Raw genomic sequence first — 24,845 nt, forward strand, 5'->3', positions numbered from 1 at the left:
CCGCGGATCGAGATCAGCCTTCGAGCGAGCCGCCGGCCAGGGCGCAGAGCTGGATCGGGTCGAGGATGTGGATCTCTTTGCCCTCGGCGGCGATCAGTTCGTTCTGCTGGAAGCGGGTGAACACCCGTGACACGGTTTCCACCGCCAGGCCCAGGTAATTGCCGATCTCATTGCGCGACATGCTCAGGCGGAACTGGTTGGCCGAGAACCCGCGAGCACGGAAGCGGGCCGACAGATTGACCAGGAACGTGGCGATGCGCTCGTCGGCGGTTTTTTTCGACAACAGCAGCATCATTTGCTGGTCGTCACGGATTTCGCGGCTCATCACCCGCATCAACTGACGGCGCAGTTGCGGCAGTTGCAGGGCCAGTTCATCAAGGCGTTCGAAAGGAATTTCACAGACCGAGGTGGTCTCCAGCGCCTGGGCCGACACCGGGTGTTTCTCGGTGTCCATGCCGGACAGGCCGACCAGCTCGCTCGGCAGGTGGAAACCGGTCAGTTGTTCTTCGCCGCTGTCGCTCAGGCTGAAGGTCTTCAGGGCGCCGGAGCGTACTGCATAAACGGAATCGAAGGTGTCGCCCTGACGGAACAGGAACTCACCCTTTTTCAACGGGCGGCCACGTTTAACGATTTCGTCCAGCGCATCCATGTCTTCCAGATTCAGAGAAAGTGGCAGGCAGAGAGGAGCCAGGCTGCAATCCTTGCAATGGGCCTGGTTGTGAGCGCGCAGTTTGACTGGCTCGGACATTTCTTAAATCCTTGTGGGAAAACACACATAAGCCGTAAGGGTAACCCACGGGAGGACATTCAGGCCAGTCTGTGGCGAGTTTGTCCCGCGGGCGTAAAGCCGCAGGGCAAGTGGCCGATAAACAGGTATCAACACGCATGCAAGGAACCGCTCGATGGCCGCCATTGACACGCTGAACCCCGGTAACAGTGGCGTTGCGTCTGTGCCGAGCACCGCCAGGACAGACACCGACAGCGAGCAGAATGCCGCCTCTGCGCCGTTGGCAACCCCGACCTTGGTCGAGGGCGTCAAAGTGTCGCTGTCCGGCGCCTCCATCGAAAAATCCTTCAGCGTCGGTGGGGAGAACAGCGACATTGAAGACAGCGGCTTGCCCGAGAACGTCCAGCAGTTGCTGAAGATGATCCGCAAACTGCAAAAAGAGATCGCCGAGAAGAAAGCCCGGATGGCGGCGGTCATGTCCGACAGAACACTGACCAACGAAGCCAAGGTCAATATGCTCGCCGCGCTGCGCGGTGCCATCGCCGCCCTGAATACCGGGCTGATCAGCGCCAATCTGGCCCTGTCCAAAGTCATGGATCAGTCCGGCCTCACCTCCGAGCAGAACCTCAAACTCGGCTCACTGCTGACGAAAAACTAGATCACCCGCGAGAAGCGCTGGCGGTTCTGCTGTTCCAGATACGCGTCGAACACCATGCACACCGAACGCACCAGCAGGCGCCCGGCCGGCAACACTTCGATCCGCTCGCGTTCCAGATTGATCAGCCCATCGTTGGCCATGCCTTGCAGTTGCGGCCACAGCGCACCGAAGTAACCCTGAAAATCGATGTTGAACGCCTGCTCGATTTCGGCGAATTCCAGGCTGAAATTGCAGATCAGTTGCTGGATCACCGCGCGGCGCAGGCGATCGTCGGCATTGCACACCAGGCCACGGCTGGTTGCCAGTTGCGCGGCGGCGAGGGTGTTCTGGTACTGGTTCAGATCGCTGTTGTTCTGGCAGTAGAGATCGCCGATCTGGCTGATCGCCGACACCCCAAGACCAATCAGGTCGCAATGACCGTGGGTGGTGTAGCCCTGAAAGTTGCGCTGCAGGGTCTGCTCTTCCTGGGCAATCGCCAGCTCATCGTCGGGCAGGGCGAAGTGATCCATGCCGATGTAACGGTAGCCGGCGGCAGTCAGTTGTTCGATGGTGCGCTGAAGCATTTCGAGTTTCTGCGCAGGGCTCGGCAGCTCGTGGCTGTTGATCCGCCGCTGCGGCATGAAGCGCTCCGGCAGGTGTGCATAGTTGAACACCGAGAGTCGATCCGGTTGCAGGCTGATGACTTCCTCGACGGTGCGCGCAAAGTTCTCCGGGGTCTGCTTCGGCAGGCCGTAGATCAGGTCGATGTTGATCGAGCGAAATTGCAGGGTGCGCGCGGCGTCGATCACCGCGCGGGTTTCTTCCAGGCTTTGCAGGCGATTGACCGCCCGTTGCACCGCCGGATCGAGGTCTTGCAGGCCGATGCTGACCCGGTTGAAGCCGAGTTCGCGCAACAGACCCATGGTCGACCAGTCGGCCTCGCGCGGGTCGATCTCGATGCCGTAGTCGCCGGAATCGTCATCCAGCAGATTGAAGTGTTTGCGCAGGTGTGCCATCAACTGGCGCAGTTCGTCGTGGCTGAGAAAGGTCGGGGTGCCGCCGCCGAAGTGCAGTTGCTCGACTTTCTGCGCCGGTTCCAAGTGGCAGGCGATCAACTGGATTTCCTGCTCCAGCCGTTGCAGATACGGCTGCGCTCGCCCGCGATCCTTGGTGATGACCTTGTTGCAGGCGCAGTAGTAGCAAATGTTCGCGCAGAACGGCACGTGCACATACAGCGACAAGGGGCGCAACGCCTTGCGGCTGTCGCGCAGGGCGTGGAACAGGTCGAAGGTGCCGACCTGGCTGTTGAATTGCACGGCCGTCGGATACGAGGTGTAGCGCGGCCCCGCCAGGTCGTAGCGGCGGATCAGATCAGTGTCCCAACGAATGGCGTCGAGCATGCGGGCATTCCCCCGGATAGGCTGGCAGTGTGGCGAGTCTAGGGGAGGGCGCGGCGGGGCATCTTGATTTGTATCAACGGGGAGGATTCGTATAAGTCACGCGGCCCCATCGCGAGCAGGCTCGCTCCCACAGGAGATTTGTGGCGTACACAAAACCTGTGGGAGCGAGCCTGCTCGCGAAGGCCGCGCCGCCGGTCAGTGGCCCATCAGCCAGTGCTGGTGCGGCCCCGGCAGGGTCCAGATGCCGAACAGGATCACCAGCAGACCGCCGGCCATGCGCACGCTGCGTTTGCGCAGCAGCGCCGTGACCCGCTCGGCGGCGAGGCCGGTGGCCAGCAACACCGGCCAGGTACCGAGCCCGAAGGCGAGCATCAGCAACGCGCTGTCGAGTGCATTGCCTTGGCTGGCCGACCACAGCAATGTGCTGTAAACCAGCCCGCACGGCAGCCAGCCCCATAGCGCGCCGAGCAATAACGCACGGGGCAGTGTCGACACCGGCAGCAAGCGATTGGCCACCGGCTGAATGTAACGCCACAAACCACGACCCAGGCTTTCGATGCGGGTCAGGCCGCTCCACCAGCCGGCCAGATACAGGCCCATGGCGATCAGCAGCAAGCCGGCGAGAATTCGCATGACCATCGCCGCCGGGCTGTTCGCCACCGCCCAACCGGCAAGGCCGATCAGCAAACCGGCGGTCGCGTAACTGAGTATCCGTCCGAGGTTGTACGCCATCAGCAGACGAAAGCGCCGACTGCGCTGTTCCTTGGGAATCGCCAGGGTCAGCGCGCCCATCAGGCCGCCGCACATGCCCAGGCAATGCCCGCCACCGAGCAGGCCGAGGATCAGCGCGGAAACCAGCAGCGGCGCCAGCTCAAGCATGGGGTGGCGCCTTGTCCTGCGGTTTGTCGGCTTTGGCTTCGTCCACGGCGGCGGTGTGGTTCGGGTCCTGATCATCGAACAGGATGCTGTGGGCCGGACCATCGAGGTCGTCGTACTGCCCGCTGTCCACCGCCCAGAAGAAGATATACACGGCGATGGCCACGATCAGCAGGGCGGCCGGGATCATCACGTAAAGAGCTGGCATCGGTACTCCTGGCCCGCGCGCTCAGGCCGGCAACGGGCGGGTTTCTGAACGGGTGCCGGCGACCGGCGCGCTCGGCAGGCGAGTCAGGCGCAGGGCGTTGAGCACCACGGTCAACGAACTGATCGACATGCCGACCGCAGCCCACACCGGGGTGATCCAGCCGAGGGCGGCGAACGGCAACATGAGGCCATTGTACAGCGCCGCCCACAGCAGGTTCTCGATGATTACCCGACGGGTTCTGCGCGCTAAGGTAAAGGCTTGCACCAGCGCGTCGAGGCGGTTGGACAGCAGCACCGCGTCGGCGCTGGTTTTCGCCAGATCGGTGGCCGACCCCATGGCCACGCTGATGTCGGCAGCAGCCAGCACCGGCACGTCGTTCACACCATCGCCGAGCATCAAGACCTTGCGTCCTTCTTGATGAAGCTGTTGCAGCACCTGCAATTTGTCGTCCGGACGCAGACCGCCTCGGGCCTCGTCGATACCCAGTTCGGCGGCGACGCTGGCGACCATCGGCGAGCTGTCGCCGGACAACAGCAGCGTGCGCCAGCCACGGGCCTTGCAGGCGGCGAGCAGGGCGGGCGCATCGTCGCGCAGGCGGTCGTCGAGAACGAACCACGCCAGCGCTGCCGAGTCATCGCCGAGCAGCAGCCACTGACCCGGTTCATCCGGCATCGCCGGCAGCGGCGAACCGCTGAGGGCGCAGACAAATTCTGCCTGACCGATGCGCAAACGCTGTGTGCCAACCAGCCCTTCGAGGCCGAGTCCCGGCGTGCTGTGCACTTCTTCAGCCGCCAGTGGCGCACGACCGAAGGCGCGGGCAATCGGGTGTTCCGAACGATTTTCCAATGCGGCGGCAAGGCTCAGGCACTGGTCGCTGTTCAGCGTGCCCAGTGGACGGATCGAACGCAAAACCAGCCGCCCCTCGGTGAGGGTGCCGGTCTTGTCGAAGATCACCGTGTCGATCTGGTTCAGGCCTTCCAGCACATGGCCGCGCGTCAGCAACAGACCGAGTTTGTGCAGGGTGCCAGTGGCGGCGGTCAACGCCGTCGGGGTTGCCAGCGACAGCGCGCAAGGGCAGGTCGCGACCAGCATCGCCAGCACGATCCAGAACGCCCGCGACGAGTCCAGCTGCCACCACAACAGGCCGATCGCTGCGGCCGCAATCAGCGACAACAGCAGGAACCATTGCGCGGCGCGGTCGGCGATTTCTGCCAGTCGCGGCTTCTCGGCCTGGGCGCGATCGAGCAGGCGGACAATGGCCGACAGGCGCGTGTCCTGACCCAGTGCCAGTACCTCGACGGTGAGTGCGCCTTCGACATTCAGCGTGCCAGCGGTGACCGCATCGCCCAGCGTGCGCGGTTGCGGCAGGTATTCGCCGGTCAGCAGCGATTCGTCGATGCTCGACTGGCCATCGAGGATCTTGCCGTCCGCCGGCAGGATCGAACCCGGTTGCACCAGCACCCGGTCACCCAGGCGCAATTCGCTGAGCAGGATGCGTTCGCTCTGGCCGTCGGCGTCGAGGCGCAGGCACGAGGCCGGCAACAGGTTCACAAGCTGCGCGGTGGCCGCGGCGGTGCGCTCGCGGGCGCGGCGTTCCAGATAGCGCCCGGCGAGCAGGAACAGCGCGAACATCCCGACCGCATCGAAATACAGCTCACCGACGCCGGTGATCGAGGTCCAGATCCCGGCAATGTAGGCGCCGCCGATCGCCAGTGACACCGAGACGTCCATGGTCAGGTGGCGGGTGCGCAGATCGCGCATGGCGCCCTTGAAGAACGGCGCGCAGCTGTAGAACACGATCGGTGTGGTCAGGAACAGCGCAACCCAGCGCAGGATCGTATGCAGCTCGGGGCTGAGGTCGATATTTAATTCCGGCCAGGTCGCCATGGTTGCCATCATTGCCTGAAACCACAGCAGCCCGGCGACACCGAGCTGACGCAACGCGAGACGGTTTTCGCTGGCCAGTTGCTCGCTGGCGCGGTCGGCCTGATAGGGGTGGGCGGCGTAACCGATGTGGCGCAGCTCGGCGAGGATCTGGCTCAGCGGCAATTGCCCGTCGGCCCATTGCACATGCAAGCGATGGTTGGACAGGTTCAGCCGCGCTTCGGCCACTGCCGGCAGGCTGCGCAGGTGTTTCTCGATCAGCCAGCCGCAGGCGGCGCAACTGATGCCTTCCATCAACAGGGTGGTTTCGGCGAGTTCGCCCGCGTGACGGACGAAGGGTTGTTGCACGTCGGCGCGGTCGTACAGCGCCAGTTCATCGGTCAATTGCACCGGCAGTGCTTCGGGGTTGGCCGAGGCTTCGCTGCGATGTTGGTAATAGCTTTCCAGACCACCGGCGACGATGGCTTCGGCCACGGCCTGACAGCCGGGGCAGCAGAACTCGCGGGACTCCCCGAGCACGACGGCGGTGAAGCGGCTGCCCGACGGGACGGGCAGAGAGCAGTGGTAGCAGGGGAGTGGGGTGGTCATGGCATCGTTGAGGGGGTAAGCCCTTGCATTGGGGTTGTCCGCTTGCCCTCACCCCAGCGCTCTCCCGGAGGGAGAGGGAGCCGATTGATGGAGGCCGGAAAAGAGGTGCATCCACGGATATCGTCACTGCCATACACAAGGCATGCGAGCGGCCGAAATCAGTCCCCTCTCCCTCCGGATGAGGGGCTTCTGCAGTTTATTTATCCAGGTCTTCGGCGCCCTGCAGCGGTTCGTCACCGAGCAGCAGATCCTTGTCGTGGCTGACCTGTTCCTCTTCGAACATGCGCCACACGTGGTCGTCCTGCGTGCCCAGCAATTCGACAAAACGCCGGCCTTCGACCTTGTCGCCCAACTGGCCGATGTAACGGCCGGTTTCGGTTTCGCTGCGGGTCAGGACGATCTTGCGATCCTTCTCCGGCTGGGTCGGCGAAATCAGGTTCAGTTCCAGGGTTTTCGGCTGGCTGTCGCCGCTCAGGCGCAGGTCAACTTCGCCGGTCAGGTCATCCAGATGCACGCTGGCGCGCATCTTCAGCTCCTGCGCCAGCAGCTCGCGATCCAGTGAGCGGTTGATGCCTTTGCCGGCCTCGTAGTAGTTGTCGTTGACCAGGTTGTCCGGGTTGTTCACCGCAATGGTCACCATCGACAGGGTCAAGGTCACCGAACAGGCCAGAATCCCGATGATGATCCATGGCCAAAGGTGCTTGTACCAAGGGCTGGCGGCGTTTGCTGCGGGCATGTTCAGTTCTCTCAACGGGTTTGTGGGCCGATGAATCGGCTCTTGGCTTCAACGTGGACGCTATCATCGTCGGCATCCTTGAGGATGAATTTCACCTCGTTGGTGCTCGACGGCAATTGTTCCGGTGCGCTCGACAACTCCACCGGCATGCTGAAGATTTCGCCGGCCGGCACCTTGATCTCGCGTTTGCCTTGCAGGCGCAGATCCGGCAGGCCGGCGGCTTCCAGCACGTAGGTGTGGTCGCGCTGATCCTTGTTCATTATCTTCAGGCTGTAGACGTTTTCGATCCGGCCCTCGGCGTTCTCGCGGTACAGCACGCGGTCCTTGCTGACGTCGAAACCGACCAGCGAGCGCATGAAGAACGCGGTCACCAGCAGGCTGATCATCGCCAGCAGCACCACCGCATAGCCAATCAGGCGTGGCCGCAGTTTATGGGTTTTCTGGCCGGACAGGTTGTGTTCGGTGGTGTAGCTGATGAGGCCGCGCGGGTAGTCCATCTTGTCCATGATCGCGTCGCAGGCGTCGATACACGCGGCGCAACCGATGCACTCGATCTGCAGGCCGTCACGGATGTCGATACCCGTCGGGCATACCTGAACACACATGGTGCAATCGATGCAGTCGCCCAGACCCATGGCCTTGTAGTCGACACCTTTCTTGCGCGGGCCACGGCTTTCGCCGCGACGCGGGTCGTAGGAAACAATCAGGGTGTCCTTGTCGAACATCACGCTCTGGAAACGTGCGTAGGGGCACATGTAGATGCACACCTGCTCGCGCAGCCAGCCGGCGTTGCCGTAGGTGGCGAGGGTGAAGAAACCGACCCAGAAATACGACCAGCCATCGGCCTGACCGGTGAAGAATTCGAACACCAGTTCGCGGATTGGCGAGAAGTAGCCGACGAAGGTCATGCCGGTGACGAAGCCGATCAGCAGCCACAATGAATGCTTGGCGAGCTTGCGCAGGAACTTGTTGCCGCTCATCGGCGCTTTATCGAGCTTGATCCGCTGGTTGCGGTCGCCTTCGGTGACTTTCTCGCACCACATGAAAATCCACGTCCATACGCTTTGCGGACAGGTATAGCCGCACCAGACGCGGCCAGCGTAAACGGTGATGAAGAACAGGCCGAACGCCGCGATGATCAGCAGCCCCGACAGCAGGATGAAGTCCTGCGGCCAGAAGGTCGCACCAAAGATGAAGAACTTGCGTTCCGGCAGGTTCCACCACACCGCCTGATGCCCGCCCCAGTTCAGCCACACCGTACCGAAATACAACAGGAACAGCGCGGCGCCGCCGATCATCCGCAGATTGCGGAACAGGCCGGTGAAAGCACGGGTGTAGATTTTTTCTCGAGAGGCGTAAAGATCGACGCTGTTGTTCGCGTTTTTGCTCGGTGGTGTGACGTCGTGTACCGGAATCTGGTTGCTCATCATTGCATCCCACGGCAGTGGACAAATGCCTCGGTCGATACGTGCCGACCGCGGTCAGAAAGGGGTGTGGCAGTGGCGCAATGATACGCCTGTCGCTCTAACTCAAGGGTGCGACCTTTGGTCGCGTTGGGGAAAAAGCATTATTGGTGTAGCGAATGCAGCAAAGCCTGATGCAGATCAATTGACTTGTTGAGTATGGACGGTTTTGGAGTGGCGGCTAATTCAATGTTCCCACGGGTTGATCAGGGCGACGCCGCTCGAGCGGAAATCACCGACATTGCGCGTGACCACTGTGAGTCCATGCACCAGGGCCGTGGCAGCTATCAATGCATCGCTTTCATTGGCCTGGTCGGGTACATGCAGGCTGGCACAACGCAGTGCCACCGCGGCATCAACCGGCAGGATTCGGGCTTCGAATGCCGGAATGACGTGACGCGTCAGCCAACTGCGCAACAGCTTTCCTTGAGCAGGATCACGCCGTTCCATTCGCAGTACTCCGGTTTCCAGTTCTTTCAAAGTAATGGCGGAAATGTACAGGCGCGGGGCGATGACGCCTTTGGCCCAACTGACCACATTGGCATTGGCCTGCGGCTTGCGAAGTTCGGAAATCACATTGGTGTCGAGTAAATACATCAGGACAGATCCACGGGACGATGAATGATGACTGCGCGCTCGGTTTCGAAATCGATGTCGGCAGCCTCCGGCATGACCAACAAATCGACAATGCTCGTGTTTGCGCCGCTCAGTTTCTGATATTCCTCAATGCTCAACAGGACATGAGAGGCCTTGCCACGGTCGGTGATGATCACTGGACCCAGACGCGCAGCCTTTTTGGCGCTGCTGGTGTCCTGATTGAATTCACGGCTGGAGATGGTGGTGATTGCCATCATGGTTGACCTCTCGCAATACAGATGTAGCAACGTTACTACTTAGCCTTGGGGGCGGCAATCGAGGAAGACAGGACTCAGCCGTCCGTTGGTCGGTCCGTGGCAGGCATCAGTCGAGCCAGCCTCGCACAAGGCGCAGACCGGCTCGGATTGATTCAGACGTGGCGTCAAGACTCAGGGAAGTCTGCCGCCGCCCAGGCTCTCGAGACTGCCGGTATTTCTGTGGGGCTTTGTGGTGCTTCTGGAGTCGGGTTGCAAAGGATTACCCAGTGTCACGGCAATCGATTCCACGGGGTGGTTCGATGGATCGATTGCCTCATCGTTGTCCGTGAGTTTCTGATCAACCGGGAGAGGGTTTTTGCTGTCATTCAACATAGCGGCTTCATCCTTGAAGTGGCTCCGATGAGGGTCAACGGGCTGTGGACGACCCTACAGAGCATAGCGAATCGAGTCCATCAGGCATGTGTCTCAAAGTATTAATTTCGAAGGCGATTTTAATATTCCAGAAATATCATTAGTTAATTAATGGGTTTTGTTTTCTTGTTTTTTTCGAATAGCTTAGTGGCTGTTCTGCAGCGTGCTAGTTGCATGTTCATGTTTTGAAATTTAACGGAATAATGGAGTGTTATGAAAATCAAGGAAGTTAAAAAGCTTTTCGCTTGTCTGTGTCTGGTGTCCCTGACTTCTCTCGCCAGTGCCAACGAAGGTATGCCGCAGCACATGGTATTTGCATCAGACCCGCAATACCCGTGGACAGAAAAGTCGGACAGTGGCGAGGATGAATCGAGCGCGGATTTCGAAAAACGCGCGAAATGGCTGGTGGAAACCCAGTTCGCGAGCATTGCCCAGTTCCGCACCGAGATGGGCGGGCAGGCTGCGGTGCCATTGATGATCAACGGTGACATGACCGCGTTTGGCCACGGCTGGCAGCGCTCTTTCATCGGTTCGATGCTGAAGAAACACTTTGGCGATCACGTGCTCTACGGATTGGGCAATCACGACTACCAGAACAACGTGAATGACTGTTTCAGTGAAAGTTGCGCAGCGGGCAGTATTGTTGATTACCGTGATCATCATGTCGGTAAAGTCGATGAATTTGATCTGGAAGTCACCGGCAGCTTTGTGAATAAACACTATCTGGGTAGTCTGGCTTATTCAAAGAATGTGGGTGAAGTGCATCTGGTGCAGTTGAACAATGAACCCACTTATGCGGTGAAGATTTCTCACGCGTTGAATCCGACCACATTCGATATCACGGCGTCGCTGGACTGGCTGGAAAATGATTTGCGAATAGCGCGAGCGCAGGGCTACGCGATCATTATCAACATGCACAAGCCCTATGAGTGGAAAGGCAGTTGGGATCAAGAGAAGCGCTTTCGCGAAATGATTGAAAAGTATCAGGTGACGGCGATGTTCGCCGGCCACTTCCACGACGAGGGTGGTAGCCAGACCTATATGGGGAGCGTGCCGATGTTTCTCAGCGGTTCAGCTTCTCAGCAGACGTACCTGACCGCCACTTTTTCCAAGGATCGCAAGCAATTGGAGGTGAGTCTGGTCGAGGACAATCAGTGGCGCAAACGTACGCCGGTGGCCACCGTGCCGGTGAAGTCGATCTGGGCCAGTAACCCATAAAAAATCCCCCGCCAGAGCACTGGCGGGGGATTCTTCATTACATCAAGCCCTGGCCTTATTGCGCCTCGGCCTCCGGCGCTTTTTCACCGTGGGACAGGCTGTACACGTACGCTGCCAGCAGGTGCACCTTGTCATTGCCTTGCAGTTGTTCCTGCGCCGGCATCTGGCCCTGACGGCCGTAACGGATGGTCTGCTGCAGTTGCGCGAAGCTCGAACCGTAGATGAACGCGGCCGGGTGGGTCAGGTCAGGCGCGCCCATCGCCGGGGTGCCTTTGCCTTCCGGACCGTGGCAGGCCACGCAGTTGGCGGCGAACAGTTTCTGGCCGTTGGCCGGGTCAGCCTTGGTGCCTTCCGGCAGTTTGCGGCCATCGAGCTGGGTCACCACGAAGGCTGCGACATCGGCTACGCCTTGTTCGCCAATGACTTCGGCCCAGGCCGGCATCACCGCGTGTCGACCGCCCATGATGGTGGTCTTGATGGTTTCCGGCTCGCCGCCCCAGCGCCAGTCGGCGTCGGTCAGGTTCGGGAAGCCATAGGCGCCCTTGGCGTCGGAACCGTGGCATACCGAACAGTTGGAGGCGAACAGACGGCCGCCCATCTTCAGTGCTTGCGGATCCTTGGCCACTTCCTCGATCGGCATCGCCGCGAACTTGGCGAAGATCGGACCGAACTTGGCGTCCGAGCGGGCCATTTCCTTTTCCCACTCATGCACGCCGGTCCAGCCGGTCTGGCCGTTGGCGAACGCGGTCTGCTTGTCGTTATCGAGGTAGTTGTAGCCCGGCAGCAGGCCTTTCCAGTTGCCCAGGCCCGGGTACAGCACCAGATAACCCAGGGCGAACACGATGGTGCCCACGAACAGCATGAACCACCATTTCGGCAGTGGGTTGTCGTACTCCTCGATCCCGTCGAAGGAGTGGCCGACCGTTTCGTCCGTCTGTTCGCTGCGCTGGCCCTTGCGGGTCGACAGCAGCAGCCAGGTCAGGGCGAAGATCGTACCGAGACTGAGGACTGTGACGTACAGACTCCAGAATGTAGTCATTCTTTGTTACTCCTAGAAGCTTGCTCGACGTGCTTGATGGCTTCGGGATCATCCGCAAAAGGCAGCAAGGTTGCGTCTTCAAACTCCGACTTGCGCTTGGGGCTGAATACCCACAACGCCAAACCGATGAAGGCCACCATCACGACGACGGTGCCCAGGCCGCGAATCATCCCGATATCCATGAAGAATCACCGTTTGCTTTTGATGATGGTGCCCAGGCCCTGAAGGTAGGCCACCAGCGCGTCCATTTCGGTTTTGCCCTTCACGGCATCTTTTGCACCGGCGATGTCTTCGTCGGTGTAAGGGACGCCGAGCGTGCGCAACACTTCCATTTTCTTGGCCGTGTCTTTGCCGTCGAGCTTGTTTTCCACGAGGAACGGGTAAGCCGGCATTTTCGACTCAGGTACCACGTTGCGCGGGTTGTACAGGTGCGCACGCTGCCAGTCATCGGAGTAACGACCGCCCACGCGAGCCAGATCCGGGCCGGTCCGTTTGGAACCCCACAGGAACGGGTGGTCCCAGACGCTTTCACCGGCGACCGAGTAGTGGCCGTAGCGTTCGGTTTCAGCGCGGAACGGACGGATCATCTGCGAGTGGCAGCCGACACAACCGTTGGCGATATAGACGTCGCGGCCTTCCAGTTCCAGTGCCGAACGCGGCTTCATGCCTTCGACCGGCTTGTTGGTGACGTCCTGGAAGAACAGCGGAACGATCTGGGTCAGGCCGCCAATGCTGACGGCGATGACCATGAAGAAGGCCAGCAGGCCAATGTTCTTCTCGACAGCTTCATGCTTCATCAGTGAGCTCCAACAACAGCGATCTGGGCGGCGGCTTCGGCTTCAGCCGCGTTCGAGGCGCGCACGGTGCGCCAGACGTTGTAAGCCATCAGGAACATGCCGCTGGCGAAGAAAGCACCGCCCAGGGCACGGACGATGTAGCCCGGGTGGCTGGCCTGCAGCGCTTCGACGAACGAGTAGGTGAGGGTGCCGTCATCGTTGATTGCACGCCACATCAGACCCTGAGTGATGCCGTTGACCCACATCGAGGCGATGTACAGCACGGTACCGATGGTTGCGAGCCAGAAGTGCGCGTTGATCAGGCCGACGCTGTGCATCTGCGCACGACCGAACAGTTTCGGGATCATGTGGTAGATCGCGCCGATCGAAATCATTGCCACCCAACCCAAAGCGCCGGCGTGGACGTGGCCGATGGTCCAGTCGGTGTAGTGCGAGAGCGAGTTGACGGTCTTGATCGCCATCATCGGACCTTCGAAGGTCGACATGCCGTAGAACGCCAGCGACACCACGAGGAAGCGCAGGATCGGGTCGGTGCGCAGCTTATGCCAGGCGCCCGAGAGGGTCATCATGCCGTTGATCATGCCGCCCCAGCTTGGCGCCAGCAGGATGATCGACATCGCCATGCCCAGCGACTGTGCCCAGTCCGGCAATGCGGTGTAGTGCAGGTGGTGCGGGCCGGCCCAGATGTACAAGGTGATCAGCGCCCAGAAGTGCACGATCGACAGGCGATAGGAGTAGATCGGACGTTCGGCCTGCTTCGGCACGAAGTAGTACATCATTCCGAGGAAGCCGGTGGTCAGGAAGAAGCCCACGGCGTTGTGGCCGTACCACCACTGGATCATCGCGTCGGTCGCGCCCGAGTAGGCGGAGTAGGACTTGAAGAAACTCACCGGCAGGGAGGCGTGGTTGACGATGTGCAGCATCGCGGTCACGACGATGAACGCGCCGTAGAACCAGTTACCGACATAGATGTGTTTGGTCTTGCGCTTGGTGATGGTGCCGAAGAACACCAGCCCGTAGGAGACCCAGACAATGGCCAGCAGAATGGCGAGCGGCCATTCCAGTTCGGCGTATTCCTTGGTGGTGGTGTAGCCCAGCGGCAAGGTAATGATGGCGCCGACGATGACCGCCTGCCAGCCCCAGAAGGTGAAGGCGGCAAGGCTGTCGGAGATCAGTCGCGTCTGGCAGGTTCGCTGCACGACATAGTAGGAAGTGGCAAACAGTGCACAACCACCGAAGGCGAAAATCACCAGGTTTGTGTGCAACGGGCGCAGGCGTCCAAAGCTCGTCCACGGCAGACCGAAGTTCAACTCCGGCCAGACCAGTTGCGAGGCGATGAAGACACCGAGCCCCATGCCAAGGATCCCCCAGACCACCGTCATGATGGCGAACTGGCGGACTACCTTATAGTTATAAGCAGTCGGACTGATTGCTGTGCTCATTCTAAGGTTCCACGGTTTGGGTGTTTTATTAGGATTAAAATCGGCCGCAAGTATGCAGAGAGCAGGGGGTCATTGCAACGCGCCATGACCTGGGTCAATGCTTTCCAACGCTGATTCTGCGGCCTTTCCATACGCCGCGTAAGGTCAAAATTGGCCTCGGACAAAATGTCGCAGCGGACGAAAAAAGCGAGGGGATCAGGTCGCTTGTAATGGGGTGTGTTCAAACGCTCAGTTCGGGTGACGGACGGTAAATGGCACGACAGCCGGTATCTACCGGCGTTTGCGGCCACATCAGTCAGCCGGTTCGCAGAACACAGCAGTCAGCGTTGACCTGGAACCAGCACAAGCCAGTCCGCATCGAGCAAGCGTAGACCCGAATCCGGGGAACCGAAAGGAGAGGGTGTGACGGGGTGCGACAATGCGTCGCAAAGGGGCGGGATGCTGCCGCACCGAGAATGGTGCGGCAGAGGTGTGTTCAATGATTACTATTTGTTGTCTTCAGTAATCAGTTTTTCTGTATTCAATCCATGGCTCAGGCTGTACACATAAGCGGCGAGCAATTGCACTTTATCATTGCCCAAGAGTTCGTTCTGTGCCGGCATGTGACCCTGGCGACCGTGGCGGATGGTCTGCTCAAGCTGCGTCAGACTCGTGCCATAAATAAATCCGGCCGGGTGCGTCAGATTCGGCGCACCCATGGCTTCAGTGCCGTGGCCGGTTGCCCCATGACAGGCTACGCAGGTGGTGCTGAACGCTTGCTGTCCGGCTTGCAGGTCAGCCTTGCTGTCGGCAGGCAGCGGCAGGCCGGCGAGTTCGTGACGCACATACGCCGCGACGTTCTTCACCCCGGCTTCGCCCAGCACTTCGCCCCAGGCCGGCATCGCCGCCATGCGGCCACCCATGATGGTGGTCTTGATGGTTTCGGCGTCGCCGCCCCAGCGCCAGTCCTTGTCGGCCAGGTTAGGGAAGCCGAAAGCGCCCTTGGCGTCGGAACCGTGGCACACCGAGCAGTTGGAGGCGAACAGTCGGCCACCCATTTTCAGCGCCTGCGGATCCTTCGCTACTTCCTCCACCGGCATGGCGGCGAATTTGGCGAAGATCGGCCCGAATTTGGCGTCGGCCTTGTTCATTTCCTTTTCCCATTCGTGCACGCCGGTCCAGCCGTCTTCGTAGCCGGGCAGGATGCCTTTCCAGTTGCCGAGGCCCGGATACAGGATCAGATAGCCCACGGAAAACACCAGCGTGCCGGCGAACAGCATGAACCACCACTGCGGCAGCGGGTTGTCGTACTCCTCGATGCCGTCGAAGCTGTGGCCCATGGTCTGGTCGACGCTGCCCTTGGTCTCGCCCCGGCGGGTGCCGATCAGCAGCCAGGTCAGGCCGATCAGGCTGCCGATGGTCAGTACGCAGATCCACGTACTCCAGAAGGTGGTCATGGCCGGGTACTCCTTGTTTCAGGTGCTTGGGTAATGTCGGGTTGCGGCTCGTCGGCGAACGGCAGCAGGCGCGCTTCGGCGAACTCCGGCGTGCGCTTGCGGTTGAACACCCAGATCGTCAGGCCGACGAAGGCGACGAACACCACGACGGTGCCGAGGCCGCGAATCAGGCCTGCACTCATTTCAATGATCATCGTGCTCACCTCTTGCTCTTGATCGCAGTGCCGAGCACTTGCAGGTAGGAGACGAGGGCGTCCATTTCGGTCTTGCCCTTGAGGCTGGCGACCGCGCCGCTGATGTCGTCGTCGGTGTACGGCACGCCGAGGGTGCGCATGGTCTTGAGCTTGGTTTCGGTGTGGCTGCTGTCGACCGCTTGCGTCACCAGCCACGGGTAGGCCGGCATTTTCGACTCCGGTACCACGTTGCGCGGGTTGTACAGGTGCGCGCGGTGCCAGTCGTCCGAGTAACGCGCGCCGACCCGGGCCAGGTCTGGCCCGGTACGCTTGGAACCCCAGAGGAACGGGTGATCCCAGACGCTTTCACCGGCCACCGAGTAGTGCCCGTAGCGTTCGGTTTCGGCGCGGAACGGCCGGATCATCTGCGAGTGGCAACCGACGCAGCCTTCGCGGATATAGATGTCGCGGCCTTCCAGTTGCAGCGCGGTGTAGGGCTTCATGCCCTCCACCGGTTTGTTGGTGACGTCCTGGAAGAACAGCGGGACGATCTGGGTCAGGCCGCCGATGCTCACGGCGAACACCATCAGCAGCATCAGCAGGCCGACGTTCTTTTCAATCGTTTCGTGTTTCATGGCGGACTCCTCAGGCCATCTGCGCGGCAGCAACGACGTCAGCAGGCTGCGAGGCCCGCACGGTGCGCCAGGTGTTGTAAGCCATCAGGAACATGCCGCTGAGGAAGATCGCCCCACCCACCAGACGCACGATGAAGCCTGGGTGGCTGGCCACCAGGGTTTCGACGAAGGAGTAGGTCAGCGTGCCGTCCTCGTTGACTGCGCGCCACATCAGGCCCTGGGCGATGCCGTTGACCCACATCGAGGCGATGTACAGCACGGTGCCGATGGTCGCGAGCCAGAAGTGCGCGTTGATCAGGCCGATGCTGTGCATCTGCTCTTTGCCGAAGACTTTCGGGATCATGTGGTACAGCGCGCCGATCGAGATCATCGCCACCCAGCCGAGTGCGCCGGCGTGCACGTGGCCGATGGTCCAGTCGGTGTAGTGGGAGAGGGCGTTGACCGTCTTGATCGCCATCATCGGACCTTCGAAGGTCGACATGCCGTAGAACGCCAGCGACACCACGAGGAAGCGCAGGATCGGGTCGCTGCGCAACTTATGCCAGGCGCCCGAGAGGGTCATCATGCCGTTGATCATGCCGCCCCAGCTCGGTGCCAGCAGAATCAGCGACATCACCATGCCCAGCGACTGCGCCCAGTCCGGCAGCGCGGTGTAGTGCAGGTGATGCGGGCCGGCCCAGATGTACAGGGTGATCAGCGCCCAGAAGTGCACGATCGACAGGCGATACGAATACACCGGACGTTCGGCCTGTTTCGGCACGAAGTAGTACATCATCCCGAGGAAACCGGCGGTGAGGAAAAAGCCTACGGCGTTGTGGCCGTACCACCATTGCACCATTGCGTCGGTCGCACCGGCGTACACCGAGTAGGACTTGGTAAAACTCACCGGCAACTCAAGGTTGTTGACGATGTGCAGAATCGCCACGGTGATGATGAACGCGCCGAAGAACCAGTTGCCGACGTAGATGTGCTTGGTCTTGCGCTGCATGATCGTGCCGAAGAACACGATGGCGTAGGCGACCCAGACGATGGTGATCAGAATGTCGATCGGCCATTCCAGCTCGGCGTATTCCTTGGAACTGGTGTAACCCAGCGGCAGGCTGATCGCCGCCAGCAGGATCACCAGTTGCCAGCCCCAGAAGCAGAACGCGGCGATTTTCGGCGCGAACAATTGCGTCTGGCAGGTACGCTGCACCGAGTAGAACGAACTGGCGAACAGCGCACAGCCACCGAAGGCGAAGATCACCGCGTTGGTGTGCAGCGGGCGCAGACGGCCGAAACTGGTCCAGGGCAAATTGAAGTTGAGTTCCGGCCAGACCAATTGAGCCGCGAGAAAAACCCCGAGCCCCATGCCGACGATGCCCCACACCACCGTCATAATGGCGAATTGGCGGACCACCTTGTAGTTGTAGGCGGTACTGATAGAAGTGTTCATGGTTCCCCATCCACGGTTCAGCCGAAGTGAGCGCGCGCAGAAAACGCCGCGAATCCTTCGCCTGGAGTTATAGGCAGACTAAAAGCGAGGCAAGCATGGACAAACAGCACAAGGCCAGTATTGACGGGGATCAATGGGCGCAGTGCGTGCGGGATCATGGGTGGTTGTGGGACGCCGCTGTCGGCGAGGCTTCGGCGACGCTCATCCTCGCCCATGGTGCCGGGGCGCCGATGGACAGTGAGTGGATGACGGATATGGCTGGGCGCCTTGCTGCATTGGGCGTGAACGTGTTGCGGTTCGAGTTTCCGTATATGGCGCAGCGGCGGGTGGATGGCAGTAAACGCCCGCCTAATCCGGCGCCGAAACTGCTTCAGTGCTGGCGCGAAGTGTTCGCTGAAGTGCGACGTCATGTCGCTGGGACTTTGGCCATCGGTGGTAAGTCCATGGGCGGGCGGATGGCCAGTCTTTTGGCTGACGAGTTGGGCGCCGATGCGCTTGTCTGTCTTGGATATCCGTTTTATGCGGTTGGGAAATCTGAGAAACCGCGGGTTGAGCATTTGGCTTCTTTGCGGACTCGGACGTTGATTGTTCAGGGGGAGCGGGATGCTCTCGGAAATCGGGACGCTGTCGAGGCTTATGATCTATCGCCGAGTATTGAGGTGTTTTGGTTGGCCTCTGGGGATCATGATTTGAAGCCGTTGAAGGTTTCCGGGTTTACGCATTCGGACCATTTGGCTTCGGCGGTGGAGAAGGTTGCCGGGTTTCTTCGTTGAGGTTTGGTTGGGGGGTATATCCGTTGCTGCGGTAACGGCGACTTAGGGTTTCGCCCTTACGGCGACTCACTTTTTTTACAAGCGCCTAAAAAAAGTAAGCAAAAAAACGCTTGCTCCTACGTTCGGCCCACTCGCTGGGGCTCGGGGTTCCTTCGCTCCGGGATCCATCCGGGCGCAGCGCCTACGGTTTGCTTCGCTGCACCTCCTCTCGCTGTGTTTGGCTTCGCCAAACGGTCGCTGCGCTCCCACCCCCGGATGAATCCCTCCGCTCAGCCTTCCGATGTCGCCTGTGGATCAAGATCAAAAGCGGTACTCGAGCTAACGCTCATCGTGTTGAGTGGTGAGGAGCAAGAGCGGTGCGCGTTCTGCTCTTGCTTTTGTGTGGGAACCCGCCTGCTGGCGATGGCGGCCTGACAGCCGACCAGTTCCTTGCTGATGCACCCGGCCCCACTGTGGGAGCGGGCTTGCTCGCGAAGGCGGCCTGACAGCCGACTATTCTCTTACTGACTGCACGCAATCCCTGTGGGAGCGAGCCTGCTCGCGAAGGCGGCCTGACAGCCGACTATTCTCTTACTGACTGCACGCAATCCCTGTGGGAGCGGGCTTGCTCGCGAAGGCGGCCTGACAGCCGACTATTCTCTTACTGACTGCACGCAATCCCTGTGGGAGCGGGCTTGCTCGTGAAGGCGGCCTGGCAGCCGACAAATTCCTTACTGAAGTACCCGGCCCTACTGTGGGAGCGAGCCTGCTCGCGAAAGCTGTCTTCCGCGCGCCATCCATTTCAAACAGGCAATAAAACCCCGGAGGCTTTCGCTAACCAGTTTTTCACGATCAAAGATCGCAGCCTGCGGCAGCTCCTACAAGAAGTCATTCTTTCAAATTACATTGAAGGGGTACTCTTCCGGAGTTGCTGCGAGCACCCCTGTCAGAGTTAGCCAGCATCCGACGGTCTCAGTCTCGTCATGGTGAAAGTCCCCTTGGGATTCAGGCGATAGCGATGACTTTTGAACACGGCCTCGAATGATCCCGTAGCGATATCCGTTTCAGCATCATATTTAACGCTGAGGATCGCCGAGTCGGCGTCCACCGAAGCCATTCCGATAAATCCCGGCGGCGCAGGGATCCAATGGCTGTGAACAAATGTCAGCCCGTTGTCGAAGTTATAGACGCCTGTGAGTGACTCATCGGATTGGTAGGGCAGAGTCATGGAGAATGAAAAATAGCTTTCATCGTCGAAATTTCCTGTTCCTCCACTGATGGACCAATACCGCTCGCCCAAGAACTCGTCCTGATAGAAAGATCTGAATTTCGCTGTTTTCCGTTTACCGCCCAATCTCCATTGAAACCTGTCATCACTGACGAGCGGTTTTTTCGGGAGAAACATAACGTGCGTGGTCATTGTTAAACCTGCCTTTTAGATTGAGAGGAGGTGTTACAACCGACTGCAATTACGGTTTTTCTTGATATGCGCTTGAACAGGTGTGCGTCTACTGTCAGATCTGACAGCTAGGCAACCAGACTTATATGTGCTGGTCAGCTAATAACGTTGCCGAGACTGCGTGAATATCCATTGCCGCGGTAACGGCCACTTAAGGTTTCGCCCTTACGACGACTCACTTTTTTGACAAATACCTCAAAAGTAAGCAAAAAAACGCTTGTTCCAACGTTCGGCCCGCTCGCTGGAGCTCGGGGTTCCTTCGCTCCGGGATCGATCCGGGGGGGCAGCGCCTACGGTTTGCTTCGCTGCACCTCCTCTCGATCGCCGAGGCTTGCGAATCGTTGTCGTTGGCCAAAGTCATGGCTGGCAATATCGCCAACTCAATCGGTGGCCCGGAGGGCAATCCGCTGCTGGCGCTGCAACAGCTGATCATGTTGAACGAGCTGTTGGTTAATCGATTGCTGGACAAACTGCGGTTGCCTCAATAATTCCGCTGGCCGTTATGGCCTCTTCGCGAGCAAGCTCGCTCCCACATTGGTTCTGCGTACACAGGACTAAATGTGGGAGCGAGCTTGCTCGCGAATGCGGTCTGCCAAGCACCATCACTTTCAGACTGGCAATAAAAAGCCCGGACGCTTTCGCTGTCCGGGCTTCCAGGTCAAAAGATCGCAGCCTTCGGCAGCTCCTACGGGTGATCGGTGAGCTGCCGCAGGCTGCGAACTTTTGATTTACCTTGTGGTGGATAGCCTGCCAGAGATCACATATTTATCGAATACTTTCTGCCCATCACGCGCGGCGTGCCGAACATCCAGGAATGTCAGTTCATCACGAACTTTCGGTTTGTGGGGTTTTCGCGTGGGGTATGGATTCATGCTGGCCGATCTGCGTGATTGAGTAGCGACCGGCAAACGATAGAACTTGGCTGCACCAAGCACCAGTCGGCGCATTCTGGCGCAGTTGTAGGCAGTGTCTGCGTTGCTTGAGTGAGATCGTCGTTGGTAGAGAAGGCCTCTTCGCGAGCAGGCTCGCTCCCACATTTGGAATGCATTTCCCTGTGGGAGTGAGCCTGCTCGCGAATGCGGTCTGCCAAGCACCATCATTTTCAGACTGGCAATAAAAAGCCCGGACGCTTTCGCTGCCCGGGCTTCCAGGTCAAAAGATCGCAGCCTGCGGCAGCTCCTACAGGTGATCGGTGTAGGAGCTGCCGAAAGCTGCGATCTTTTGCTTTTAGCGGTTAAACCGCTCCACCAACGAATACTGAGTATTCGCTGTCTTGGTCAGCTCTTCACTCAGCAACGCCGAGTTATGCGCCTGTTCCGAGGTCTGGTCCGCCAGTTCCGAAATGTTGCTGATGTTGCGGCTGATTTCTTCAGCCACGGCACTTTGCTCTTCCGTCGCTGCAGCGATCTGGGTGGTCATGTCGGTGATGTTGGCCACCGCTTCGCTGATGCCGACCAGTGCCTGATCCGCTTCCAGCACTCGTGCCACACCTTCTTCCGCCTGGCGATGGCCGGCTTCCATGGTTTGCACGGCGCTGCTCGCAGTCTGCTGCAGCTTGGCGATCAGGGCATGGATCTGGCCGGTGGATTCGCTGGTGCGTTGCGCCAGTTGGCGGACTTCGTCAGCAACCACGGCAAAACCACGGCCCATCTCGCCAGCACGGGCGGCTTCGATGGCGGCGTTGAGGGCGAGCAGGTTGGTCTGGTCGGCGATGCCTTTGATCACGTCGACCACGCCGCCGATTTCGTCGCTGTCCTTGGCCAGTTGGGTGACGGTCAGGCCGGTTTCGCCGACCACCACCGACAGGCGCTGGATGGCTTCGCGGGTTTCCCCGGCGATGTCACGGCCACGACCGGTCAGGCGATTGGCTTCCTGGGTGGCGTCAGCGGTGCGCTGTACGTGGCTCGCCACTTCCTGGGTGGTCGCAGCCATCTGGTTGACGGCGGTGGCGACCTGTTCGGTTTCCACGCGCTGACGTTCCAGACCGCTGGAGCTGTTGTGCGCCAGGGCGTCGGACTGTTTGGCCTGATCGGTCAGGTGCTCGGCGGTGTCCTGTAGACGGGTCAGGCAGGTTTTCAGGCGCGCTTCCTGGCTGAGGATCGACATTTCCAGACGCGCTTGCGCGCCACGGCTGTCGGTGTACATCTGCGCGATCAGTGGGTCGGAGGTGGTCTGTTCGGCCAGGCGCAGCAGGCGCTTGAGTCCGCGTTGCTGCCATTGCAGGCCCATCAGGCCCAGTGGTACCGACAAACCGGCCGCGAGGGCAAAGCCCCAGTGCGAGTTCAGCGTCGCGCCGATCACGAAGCTCAGCTGGCTGACCAGAATGAATGGCAGCCAGTCCTGTAGCACCGGCAGCCATTTGTCGCTGGAAGGGATCGCCGACTTGCCCTGGTTGATGCGTTGGTAGAGCGCTTCGGCACGGCGGATCTGTTCGGCGGTGGGTTTGATCCGCACCGACTCGTAACCGACCACCTGATTGCCGTCGAACACCGGTGTCACGTAGGCGTTCACCCAGTAGTGGTCACCGGATTTGCAGCGGTTCTTGACAATGCCCATCCATGGCAAGCCTTGTTTCAGTGTGCCCCACATGTGCGAAAACACCGCAGCCGGGACGTCGGGGTGACGAACCAGGTTGTGCGGCGCACGGATCAGCTCTTCACGCGAAAACCCGCTGATTTCGACGAAAGCGTCGTTGCAGTAGGTGATCACGCCTTTGGCGTCGGTTGTGGAAATCAACCGCTGCTGAGCCGGGAAAGTCCGTTCGCGTTGTGTAATGGGCTGGTTATTACGCATGGTTTTTCAATCCGCAAGGCTTTGAAAGGTTGTCGGCGCTGTCAGGAAATTATTGAAGTTTTTTTTCAGATATAAGTACGGCGTCGCAAATCCGCTCTTGCTTCAACTGGCCAGCATCGGATAGGTGAACAGCGCAAAATGCAGCAAGTTCAGCCCGAAGTGCGTGGCGATCGCCGCAGCAAGGCCACCGAAACGGTAGGCCAGACCATAGCCGACACCCGCCAGACCCGCCAGCAACACCCAGTGCCATCCCGCGCCCAGATGCGCCAGGGCAAAGATCAGCGACGCCAGCAGCAGAGCGAGGTTGTCGCCGTGCGGCAGGTGCTTGAAAAGTCGGCTCAAACCGCCCTGTATATAGCCGCGAAACAGCGCTTCCTCGACCAGCGTCACCAACAGCAAATTGTTCAGCAGCCACAGCCACGCCTGATCGGGCCACTTCGGCGCCCAAGCAATCATGCCGAACAACAGTGCGCCGCCCAGTGCCAGGACGGCGCTCAACGTCAGGGCGAGGACGCTGGCGTACACCGTCGGACGCAGCGAGCGTGCCGCGACAATCCACGGGCAGGCGAGCAACAGCCAGAAGCCGATCAAGGGTTTGTCCAGATTCAGGTACATCGCAAACGGCACGGCGTCGTCGGTGAAACGCAGCGGGGCGATGGCCCGGCCGTTGGCGAATCCCGGCAACCAGTGCAGCGCCAGCGACAGGGCGAGGAAGATGAACACGGCATGCCCCAACAGGCGCGCCACCGGCACCTGCTGTTGGCGCACGGCGAAACCGGTCACCAGCAATAGTCCCACGGAGATCAGCGCGAGCCAGCCGAGTTGGCCAACGCTCAACGCCAATCCATAACCGAGGCTGAGAAGTGCCAGATAGAGCCATGGCAACGCCTTCATCGAAAGTCCTTATGCAGAATTTTGTGGAAGGGCTTTCTACACGGGTGAGGGCGTGGGGACAAGTAAAGCTGTGGCGGGATGCGGGGACAGGTTCCCAACCTGAGGCTATCCACAAAACCCATTGTGGGAGCGGGCTTGCTCGCGAATGCGGTGTGTCAGGCGATAAAAATCTCGACGGATACACCGTATTCGCGAGCAAGCCCGCTCCCACAGTAGATCTGTGTGTGGCTGAGGAATTAGCGCAGATCGAGTTTCGCCGCCGCGCGCTCGGTGATTTCCGTGCGCAGTTTCAACGAAGGCGCTGCACGGTGCCGAGCCTCATCGACGACAGCACTCGGCGCCGTCTGCGGGCTGCCCGATTCAAACGGCGGTGCCGGCGCATATTCCAGTTGCAGCTGAATCAACTGCGCCGCCTCAACCCCCACCAGTTCGGCGGCCAGCACCAGCGCAAAGTCGATGCCGGCGGTAATGCCGCCACCGGTAAACAGATTGCCGTCGCGTACCACCCGGTCCTGCACCGCAATCGCGCCGAGTTTCGGCAGCAGTTCGTGATAGGCCCAGTGGGTGGTCGCGCGTTTGCCTTTCAACAGTCCCGCCGCGCCCAGCACCAGCGAACCGGTGCATACCGACGTCACATATCGGGCCTGTGCCGCCTGGCGTTTGATGAACCCCAGCGTTTGCTCATCTTCCATCAGCGGCCCGACCCCGGCGCCGCCGGGAATGCAGATCACATCCAGATCCGGGCAGTCCTCGAAGGTGGTGGTCGGTTTCAACAGCAGGCCGGTGCTCGCAGTGATCGGCACCAGATCTTTCCAGATCAGATGCACCTGCACGCCCGGCAGCGAGGCCAGTACGTCATAGGGACCGGTCAGGTCGAGTTGCTGCACCTGCGGAAACAACAGAAAACCGATTTGCAACGTCATGGGGTTTTTCTCCATTTGAAGGGTGGACGGCTTCACTGTAGGCGCGTAGGTTCTGGCGTATACGC

The 24,845-nt window shown here is 60.1% G+C and carries 25 protein-coding genes; 4 read left to right on the top strand and 21 right to left on the bottom strand.

The annotated features are described in order from the left end of the window. Positions 1-13: 13 nt before the first annotated feature. Positions 14-748, bottom strand: coding sequence for a fumarate/nitrate reduction transcriptional regulator Fnr (gene fnr / locus HDC30_RS08505; RefSeq protein ID WP_003223347.1), 735 nt, complete (start codon positions 746-748; stop codon positions 14-16). Positions 749-902: 154 nt separating this feature from the next. Between fnr and HDC30_RS08510 the strand changes: the two genes are divergently transcribed. Next, positions 903-1,385: a hypothetical protein gene (locus tag HDC30_RS08510; protein WP_150369779.1), complete on the top strand. Its 483-nt coding sequence runs from the start codon at positions 903-905 to the stop codon at positions 1,383-1,385. Here the strand turns inward: HDC30_RS08510 and hemN are convergent. The 8 genes from hemN to HDC30_RS08550 all read right to left on the bottom strand — a co-directional run bounded on the left by hemN (position 1,382) and on the right by HDC30_RS08550 (position 9,370). Beyond that, complete coding sequence (hemN, locus tag HDC30_RS08515) at positions 1,382-2,764, bottom strand: oxygen-independent coproporphyrinogen III oxidase (RefSeq protein ID WP_003223350.1); 1,383 nt, start codon at positions 2,762-2,764, stop codon at positions 1,382-1,384. The genes HDC30_RS08510 and hemN overlap by 4 nt on opposite strands. Before the next feature lie 195 nt (positions 2,765-2,959). After that, a complete protein-coding gene (locus HDC30_RS08520) occupies positions 2,960-3,643 on the bottom strand; it encodes a sulfite exporter TauE/SafE family protein (protein WP_183782257.1) in 684 nt (227 codons plus the stop codon). Continuing rightward, complete coding sequence (gene ccoS, locus HDC30_RS08525; RefSeq protein ID WP_007965536.1) at positions 3,636-3,848, bottom strand: cbb3-type cytochrome oxidase assembly protein CcoS; 213 nt, start codon at positions 3,846-3,848, stop codon at positions 3,636-3,638. Before ccoS ends, HDC30_RS08520 begins: the two co-directional genes overlap by 8 nt. Before the next feature lie 21 nt (positions 3,849-3,869). Further along, complete coding sequence (locus tag HDC30_RS08530) at positions 3,870-6,320, bottom strand: heavy metal translocating P-type ATPase (RefSeq protein ID WP_183782260.1); 2,451 nt, start codon at positions 6,318-6,320, stop codon at positions 3,870-3,872. 196 nt (positions 6,321-6,516) lie between these two features. Further along, a complete protein-coding gene (locus HDC30_RS08535) occupies positions 6,517-7,056 on the bottom strand; it encodes a FixH family protein (protein WP_096797655.1) in 540 nt (179 codons plus the stop codon). Positions 7,057-7,067: 11 nt separating this feature from the next. Then, on the bottom strand, positions 7,068-8,483 hold the full coding sequence (gene ccoG, locus HDC30_RS08540; RefSeq protein WP_027613255.1) for a cytochrome c oxidase accessory protein CcoG: 1,416 nt from the start codon (positions 8,481-8,483) through the stop codon (positions 7,068-7,070). Positions 8,484-8,705: 222 nt separating this feature from the next. After that, on the bottom strand, positions 8,706-9,116 hold the full coding sequence (locus HDC30_RS08545; RefSeq protein WP_183782263.1) for a type II toxin-antitoxin system VapC family toxin: 411 nt from the start codon (positions 9,114-9,116) through the stop codon (positions 8,706-8,708). Further along, positions 9,116-9,370: a type II toxin-antitoxin system Phd/YefM family antitoxin gene (locus tag HDC30_RS08550; protein WP_047599120.1), complete on the bottom strand. Its 255-nt coding sequence runs from the start codon at positions 9,368-9,370 to the stop codon at positions 9,116-9,118. Before HDC30_RS08550 ends, HDC30_RS08545 begins: the two co-directional genes overlap by 1 nt. Positions 9,371-9,997: 627 nt before the next feature. On the opposite strand from HDC30_RS08550, the gene HDC30_RS08555 reads away from it, so the two are divergent. Beyond that, positions 9,998-11,002 carry a metallophosphoesterase gene (locus tag HDC30_RS08555; protein ID WP_103368397.1) on the top strand — a complete coding sequence of 335 codons (1,005 nt, stop codon included), beginning with the start codon at positions 9,998-10,000 and terminating at the stop codon, positions 11,000-11,002. A 55-nt stretch (positions 11,003-11,057) separates the two neighbouring features. On the opposite strand, the gene ccoP (HDC30_RS08560) is transcribed toward HDC30_RS08555, so the two are convergent. From ccoP (HDC30_RS08560) to ccoN (HDC30_RS08595), 8 genes are all read right to left on the bottom strand, one after another. After that, positions 11,058-12,041 carry a cytochrome-c oxidase, cbb3-type subunit III gene (gene ccoP / locus HDC30_RS08560; protein ID WP_183782266.1) on the bottom strand — a complete coding sequence of 328 codons (984 nt, stop codon included), beginning with the start codon at positions 12,039-12,041 and terminating at the stop codon, positions 11,058-11,060. Beyond that, a complete protein-coding gene (locus HDC30_RS08565) occupies positions 12,038-12,223 on the bottom strand; it encodes a CcoQ/FixQ family Cbb3-type cytochrome c oxidase assembly chaperone (RefSeq protein WP_003175465.1) in 186 nt (61 codons plus the stop codon). Before HDC30_RS08565 ends, ccoP (HDC30_RS08560) begins: the two co-directional genes overlap by 4 nt. Positions 12,224-12,229: 6 nt before the next feature. Beyond that, positions 12,230-12,838, bottom strand: a complete 609-nt coding sequence (gene ccoO, locus HDC30_RS08570) for a cytochrome-c oxidase, cbb3-type subunit II (RefSeq protein WP_024164411.1) — start codon at positions 12,836-12,838, stop codon at positions 12,230-12,232. Then, positions 12,838-14,280 (bottom strand): cytochrome-c oxidase, cbb3-type subunit I, encoded by a 1,443-nt coding sequence (gene ccoN, locus HDC30_RS08575; RefSeq protein ID WP_007969186.1) that lies wholly within the window; start codon positions 14,278-14,280, stop codon positions 12,838-12,840. Before ccoN (HDC30_RS08575) ends, ccoO (HDC30_RS08570) begins: the two co-directional genes overlap by 1 nt. A gap of 485 nt (positions 14,281-14,765) precedes the next feature. Continuing rightward, positions 14,766-15,716, bottom strand: a complete 951-nt coding sequence (gene ccoP, locus HDC30_RS08580) for a cytochrome-c oxidase, cbb3-type subunit III (protein ID WP_183782269.1) — start codon at positions 15,714-15,716, stop codon at positions 14,766-14,768. Next, positions 15,713-15,910: a cbb3-type cytochrome c oxidase subunit 3 gene (locus HDC30_RS08585; protein WP_027613249.1), complete on the bottom strand. Its 198-nt coding sequence runs from the start codon at positions 15,908-15,910 to the stop codon at positions 15,713-15,715. Before HDC30_RS08585 ends, ccoP (HDC30_RS08580) begins: the two co-directional genes overlap by 4 nt. A gap of 5 nt (positions 15,911-15,915) precedes the next feature. After that, positions 15,916-16,524: a cytochrome-c oxidase, cbb3-type subunit II gene (gene ccoO / locus HDC30_RS08590; RefSeq protein WP_003223389.1), complete on the bottom strand. Its 609-nt coding sequence runs from the start codon at positions 16,522-16,524 to the stop codon at positions 15,916-15,918. 10 nt (positions 16,525-16,534) lie between these two features. Continuing rightward, a complete protein-coding gene (ccoN, locus tag HDC30_RS08595; RefSeq protein ID WP_041067879.1) occupies positions 16,535-17,959 on the bottom strand; it encodes a cytochrome-c oxidase, cbb3-type subunit I in 1,425 nt (474 codons plus the stop codon). A 95-nt stretch (positions 17,960-18,054) separates the two neighbouring features. Here ccoN (HDC30_RS08595) and HDC30_RS08600 point away from each other — a divergent pair, with 95 nt between their 5' ends. Continuing rightward, entirely contained in the window at positions 18,055-18,732 is a 678-nt protein-coding gene (locus tag HDC30_RS08600) for an alpha/beta family hydrolase (RefSeq protein ID WP_183782272.1), read from the top strand. Between the two features lie 931 nt (positions 18,733-19,663). Here HDC30_RS08600 and HDC30_RS08605 read toward each other — a convergent pair. Beyond that, entirely contained in the window at positions 19,664-20,131 is a 468-nt protein-coding gene (locus tag HDC30_RS08605; RefSeq protein ID WP_098967989.1) for a hypothetical protein, read from the bottom strand. Between the two features lie 359 nt (positions 20,132-20,490). Here HDC30_RS08605 and HDC30_RS29125 point away from each other — a divergent pair, with 359 nt between their 5' ends. Continuing rightward, complete coding sequence (locus HDC30_RS29125) at positions 20,491-20,658, top strand: DUF6124 family protein (RefSeq protein WP_373558118.1); 168 nt, start codon at positions 20,491-20,493, stop codon at positions 20,656-20,658. Between the two features lie 739 nt (positions 20,659-21,397). Here HDC30_RS29125 and HDC30_RS08610 read toward each other — a convergent pair. The 3 genes from HDC30_RS08610 to inhA form a co-directional block, all read right to left on the bottom strand. Further along, positions 21,398-22,963 carry a PAS domain-containing methyl-accepting chemotaxis protein gene (locus HDC30_RS08610; RefSeq protein WP_003223402.1) on the bottom strand — a complete coding sequence of 522 codons (1,566 nt, stop codon included), beginning with the start codon at positions 22,961-22,963 and terminating at the stop codon, positions 21,398-21,400. A gap of 102 nt (positions 22,964-23,065) precedes the next feature. Next, on the bottom strand, positions 23,066-23,857 hold the full coding sequence (locus HDC30_RS08615; protein ID WP_183782275.1) for a CPBP family intramembrane glutamic endopeptidase: 792 nt from the start codon (positions 23,855-23,857) through the stop codon (positions 23,066-23,068). A gap of 236 nt (positions 23,858-24,093) precedes the next feature. Further along, positions 24,094-24,780 carry an isonitrile hydratase gene (gene inhA, locus HDC30_RS08620; RefSeq protein WP_183782278.1) on the bottom strand — a complete coding sequence of 229 codons (687 nt, stop codon included), beginning with the start codon at positions 24,778-24,780 and terminating at the stop codon, positions 24,094-24,096. Between the last annotated feature and the right edge of the window lie 65 nt (positions 24,781-24,845).

This window comes from Pseudomonas sp. JAI115 (assembly GCF_014200835.1).
Taxonomy (GTDB): Bacteria; Pseudomonadota; Gammaproteobacteria; order Pseudomonadales; family Pseudomonadaceae; genus Aquipseudomonas; species Aquipseudomonas putida_A.